Raw genomic sequence first — 4,844 nt, forward strand, 5'->3', positions numbered from 1 at the left:
AGAATCTAGAGAAGTGTTGCGACCGCACCTAGAAACCACCGCGTCGACACGGGGTCAGTTTTCAGACGACGCCGACACTGTCAAGCGGCAATACGACCGAATCGAATATGGCGGGTTACCAGTGAACTACCGCATATAGCGCAATCGGTTGTACTTCAACGTAGTCGAGCGCCACTATACATTCCCGATAATCCGCCGCCATACGCATCGCACGCTCTTGCAACCGGTTTCGACGTGATGCAGCGAGTGTGGCACTAACGCATTGTGATTCACTCGATGAGTCAATTCCTAGGGCCGATAACCGGGCGAGCGGTCGAGCGGGCGGGCGTTTCCAGCAAACGCTCCTGCCTGTGGTCCTACTGCGCAGCCGCTCCCCCGCCGGGGGATTGGAGCCTGCTTTGGCCCGCCAACCCGAAGCCCAACAACGCATGTTCGTGCCCTTCCTCATCACGGTGGGCCTCGTCGAAGCAGCGACCTGGGAACGTCTCCCTACGACAAGGTGGAGACCGTAGCCACCGTCCGCCGACACCGCGGACCGCGAGGGGCGCAGCGTTGATCAATGAAATTGACCACCGCTGCGAAAATGCCGAAATGCGCCCCATGCTGCGGCGATCGCCCTATCGTTTGTGCCATGACGGGGGTAGGCATGCCGGCGTGGCCGGCAACAATGGCAGCATTCGTGCTCGAACTCGCCGGGATCGTGCCACCGCTAGATCCAAGAGTGCGAAATGAATTGGCTCAAGACGAAGAGAGTGTCGAGCTCGCGCAGCGTCTAGCGGAAGAACCCTCGCTACAAGATATCGTGTTCTCGGATGCGGATCATCCGTCGCTCCACACCCCTACCGTATTGTCTTTCACCGCAGAATCGTGGGCTCAGGCGCGCTCAGGTCTGGGCATCGTTGAGCGGGGTCAGGGCGAGCGCATCGCGGCCATCTGGCACACGGCGGTTCCGCTGGTCAACGGTGACTACCTGTTGACCCCGGATCCGGGTCACCCTGAAGCGGTGTCGTTCTATCGAGCCACGCGCAATGACGACGAGGGTGCGATCGATTTTCGCGTGGGCACTGCGTCGAGGGGCCCGTATGAGGTCGTGTGGGAGGACAACGACGACCGCTGCCATCTCAGACGATTCTTCAACGGCCTCTTGCAATGCAAGGTGGTCGGGTGCAGCGAGGTGTGTCATAGAGGCATCGAGGTGGACCCCATAACGGGCGCACAGTCATTTCCGTGCGGGTGTCCCTGATGTTCGGCATCGACTGGATTATTTGGGGCGTCATCATTGCCGCCGCCACGTTGGGGGCCGCAATCGGCGTGCCGGTCGTCCTCTACATCCGTCAGAACCGCGCCAACATCACGGTGACAAGCGAATTCGACAAGACCGGGTTCGTGGAAGTCGTCCTCGCCAAGGAGGGAAGCGGGGCCGCGCAAGTCGATTCGGTTGAACTCATGGCAGCTGGCACCAACACCAAGCTGCCATTAATCGGACGTTCCAAAACTGGTGCCGGGCCAATCAACTTCGATGGCGGCAAAGCCAAGATTCGCGTCTACTTCACACTCACCAGCGGGGCGAGTGCAACCGATGCCATCGAGGTACACGTCGAACACAAAGGCAAATCGTCGAGGGTCAAGTCCACCTGGACGACCAAGACCATATCTCCCCAGGCTGGCACCGAAATGATCGATCTGCGCGACCCGATTGAACCCGAAGCAGACACCACTACGAAAAAGGCGCCTGGCACTGCTGGTACTGGCACGACTGGGGCGAATCCGCCAGCAGCTCAATCAAATACACCCGCGCCAGGACTTTCCAACCCGCAGCGTGACACAGACGATCCCGACGTCAAGACGTAGAGCGTCCATCACGTCGAGGTCTCCCCCGGCGCCTCCAAGGAAGCCCGGTCGCGGAGGTTCGCGGCTGTGGCCCACACAACGGAAGGCCGTCGGGGACAGCCTTCGGGTGAGGATCCACCGGCGATACCGAATATCGCGATGTGGACATCCCACGTTGCCGAGACGCGGGTCGGATTGGCCATATCTGACTATTGCGGCCGCCGCCCGGCGGAGCCATTCGAGACCTGGATGCTTCGAGGCTGTGCCACGCCTCCGTAGCCCTGGCAAGTCCCCCGTCTGACGCTAATTTTGCCCGCGGCCACGGGCTACTTGACCCGTCGTGTGCGGGCGCATGGTTGGTGTGCGACGACCATCGAGACTTTGCACAGTGCACGAAACACCAAGGGGCGGTGTGTAAGTCGTGTGTTGGCACTGTGCTGGTGGAGTGGTCGTATTCGAAACCTGCGGTATTGCCGTGGTGGGCTAGCGGTTTTCGGGTCCGACGTTCTGGCTGCACTGGTCAGGTGCCCGGATCTCGCCGGCCGCGAACCTCCATCGGACGCGGGCGTTCTGGGGGTGAGCTGTTGCGGTAGGAGATGTTCAGAAATGCTCAAAGTCGTTGACTATCGAGCACACGCGTGGTCGCAGATTGGTCTGCGGGGGGAGCTAGCGTGGCCGTATGCCGGTAAACACGACGTCGTGAATTGTTCGTGCGATTAGATCTTCGTCGAGCGTATCGTCGGTGATTAGGTAGGTCAGTGCGCTGGTGGTGACTGCACCGAATAGCGCGATGGCGGCAGCTCTGGGGTTGTCGAGAGCCTCGAGTGAACGGTCGTTAGCGCCCGCGCGAAGCAAGGTCTCGACGGGTTCGAAGTAGGCAGTGCTGATCATGTTGGCGATGACGGGCATGCGGGCGGCGCGGCCCAGTTCTCCTATGAGGGCGCGACAGACAGCGGGCCGCTGGGCCATCACGCGCAGTTGGGCACTGATGACGTCGTGCAGGCGTTGGGCGGCGGCGCCGTCTGCCTCGACGATCGCGGTGACCTCGTGCGCGACGTGTTGTAGGGCGTCTTCGAGGAGGAAGGCGAGTATTTCTTCTTTGCCGGCGAAGTAGTAGTAGAGCGTGGCCTTGGCGATGCCCGTGGTCGCGGCGACGTCTTCGATCTTTGTGTCGTTGAGCCCGCGCTCGGCGAAGAGTTCGGCCGCGGCAGGCAACCGGTCGGCAATCTGAGCGGGAATCTTCCGCATAAAGTCCTCCCCTCGGTTTAAACTCTCAGTCTAAACCGACGTTCTGCAATGTGGCAGGAGACGCTATGTCGACGGTACAACTTCGCTACGATCCCTTTGACGCGGAAATTCAGGACGACCCCTACCCCGTCTACCGGCAGCTACGCGACGCGGCACCGGTCTATCACGCCGCCGATACCAACACCTGGGTACTTAGTCGCCACGCGGATGTCATCAGCGCGCTGCTTGACCATCACAGCTACTCGTCGGTCGACGGAGTATTTCCGACTCCACCGGGCTCGACTTTTCGCGAATCGCTGCTGCCGATGATGATTTTGATGGATCCCCCGCGACACGATCAGCTGCGGGCATTGGTTAGCAAGGCCTTCACCCCGCGACGAATCGCGGCGCTGACGTGCGCGATCGAGGACCTCGCTGATCAGTTGACGGCCGGCCTGATCCAGGAAGCCAGTTCGGCCGATTTCGTCGCCGACTTCGCAGCTGTACTACCAGCGATGGTGATCGCTGATTTGCTCGGTGTGCCGCGCGAGGACCGTACACAATTTCGGCGATGGTCGAACGCGTTGGTGCAGTCCAATCCCACCCACGGCGAGACCGGCGAGGCTTTGGCAGCCGCGGCCGCGATCTATGGCTACTTCACCGATTTCCTCGCCGACCGCCGCGGCCAACCGCGCGACGATTTGATGTCAGCGTTGGTGTGTGCCGAGATCGACGGAAAGCACCTTAGTGACGACGAACTGCTTGGCTTTTGCCTGCTGCTGCTGATCGCCGGTCATGAGACGACGTCGAATCTGCTGGCCAACGCCGCGGTGGTACTGGCCGACTATCGCGACACCCGCCACCGGCTGGCTGGCGATGAGAGCTTGCTCGGGGCAGCTGTTGAGGAGCTGCTGCGGTATGACTCACCGGCTCAAGGACTTTCGCGAACGTTGACCCGCGACGTGACAGTGCATGGCGTCACAATGTCGGCGGGTGATTCGGTGCTGTTGTTGTTCGGCTCGGCTAATCGTGACGAACGCGTGTTCGCTGATCCCGACGTGTTTGACATCGGGCGCAAACCCGAACACCAAGTGGCATTCGGCCGAGGCATTCACTTCTGTCTCGGTGCGTCCTTGGCCCGGATGGAGGCCCGGATCGCGTTGCGCGCCTTGCTGGCCCGCGTGCCCAACTGGGAAGTCGACTTGGGCCGCGCGCAGCGCCTGCGGTCGGGCCCGATCCGAGGCTATTTGTCGTTGCCGATCTCCTGGTCGGCGAACTAGCCGCGCTGCGGTCCAATTGGCTGTGACCGATCCAGTCGAATGGGCGGTGGGGCGCCCAACTAGCGGGAGATGGTTGGCTGGGGAGGATTCACCTTGGCGCCGCGATGAAGAAAATGTGGATCGTCCTGGTCATCGTGCTTGTGGTGGCGGTAGCGGGCTTCTGCGTACTGCGGCTTCGCACCTTTTTCGGCGTCCACGACGATCAGACGATGACCAGTGGCGTCGCCGATGAGATCAAGCCGCTCGATCCCAAGCGCGTGGTTTACCAGGTTTATGGTCCGCCGCCGACGCTAGCCAACGCCAGCTACTTGGACGCGAGTGTCCAGCGGCGGCGAGCAACCAACGCGCGGTTGCGCTGGACACCCTCCGCTCCCTCGACGCGCGTCAACATTGTTACGCGGGGCAGCGCCAGCAACCGAATTGGCTGCGCGATCATCGTGGACGAGGTGGTCAAGGACGAAAGGTCGAGTCAGGGTATGAATGCGCAAACGTTCTGCATAGTGAAGT

5 protein-coding genes and 1 pseudogene are annotated in these 4,844 nt (G+C 61.4%); 5 read left to right on the forward strand and 1 reads right to left on the reverse strand.

The annotated features are described in order from the left end of the window. Positions 1 to 398: 398 nt before the first annotated feature. The 3 genes and pseudogenes from AWC08_RS38580 to AWC08_RS23375 all read left to right on the forward strand — a co-directional run. Positions 399 to 512: pseudogene (locus AWC08_RS38580) on the forward strand (hypothetical protein); the annotation flags it as partial. Between the two features lie 119 nt (positions 513 to 631). After that, on the forward strand, positions 632 to 1,243 hold the full coding sequence (locus AWC08_RS23370) for a hypothetical protein (protein WP_087139652.1): 612 nt from the start codon (positions 632 to 634) through the stop codon (positions 1,241 to 1,243). After that, positions 1,243 to 1,851: a hypothetical protein gene (locus AWC08_RS23375; RefSeq protein ID WP_007172296.1), complete on the forward strand. Its 609-nt coding sequence runs from the start codon at positions 1,243 to 1,245 to the stop codon at positions 1,849 to 1,851. The genes AWC08_RS23370 and AWC08_RS23375 overlap by 1 nt, the downstream gene beginning before the upstream one ends. Before the next feature lie 645 nt (positions 1,852 to 2,496). Here the strand turns inward: AWC08_RS23375 and AWC08_RS23380 are convergent. Further along, positions 2,497 to 3,078: a TetR/AcrR family transcriptional regulator gene (locus AWC08_RS23380; RefSeq protein WP_007172295.1), complete on the reverse strand. Its 582-nt coding sequence runs from the start codon at positions 3,076 to 3,078 to the stop codon at positions 2,497 to 2,499. A 65-nt stretch (positions 3,079 to 3,143) separates the two neighbouring features. On the opposite strand from AWC08_RS23380, the gene AWC08_RS23385 reads away from it, so the two are divergent. Together AWC08_RS23385 and AWC08_RS23390 are read left to right on the forward strand one after the other, a co-directional pair. Beyond that, on the forward strand, positions 3,144 to 4,337 hold the full coding sequence (locus AWC08_RS23385; protein ID WP_007172294.1) for a cytochrome P450: 1,194 nt from the start codon (positions 3,144 to 3,146) through the stop codon (positions 4,335 to 4,337). A 104-nt stretch (positions 4,338 to 4,441) separates the two neighbouring features. Further along, on the forward strand, positions 4,442 to 4,844 hold a 403-nt coding region (locus AWC08_RS23390; protein WP_085081478.1), incomplete at its 3' end, for an MmpS family transport accessory protein.

The organism is Mycobacterium gordonae, assembly GCF_002101675.1.
Lineage (GTDB): Bacteria > Actinomycetota > Actinomycetes > Mycobacteriales > Mycobacteriaceae > Mycobacterium > Mycobacterium gordonae.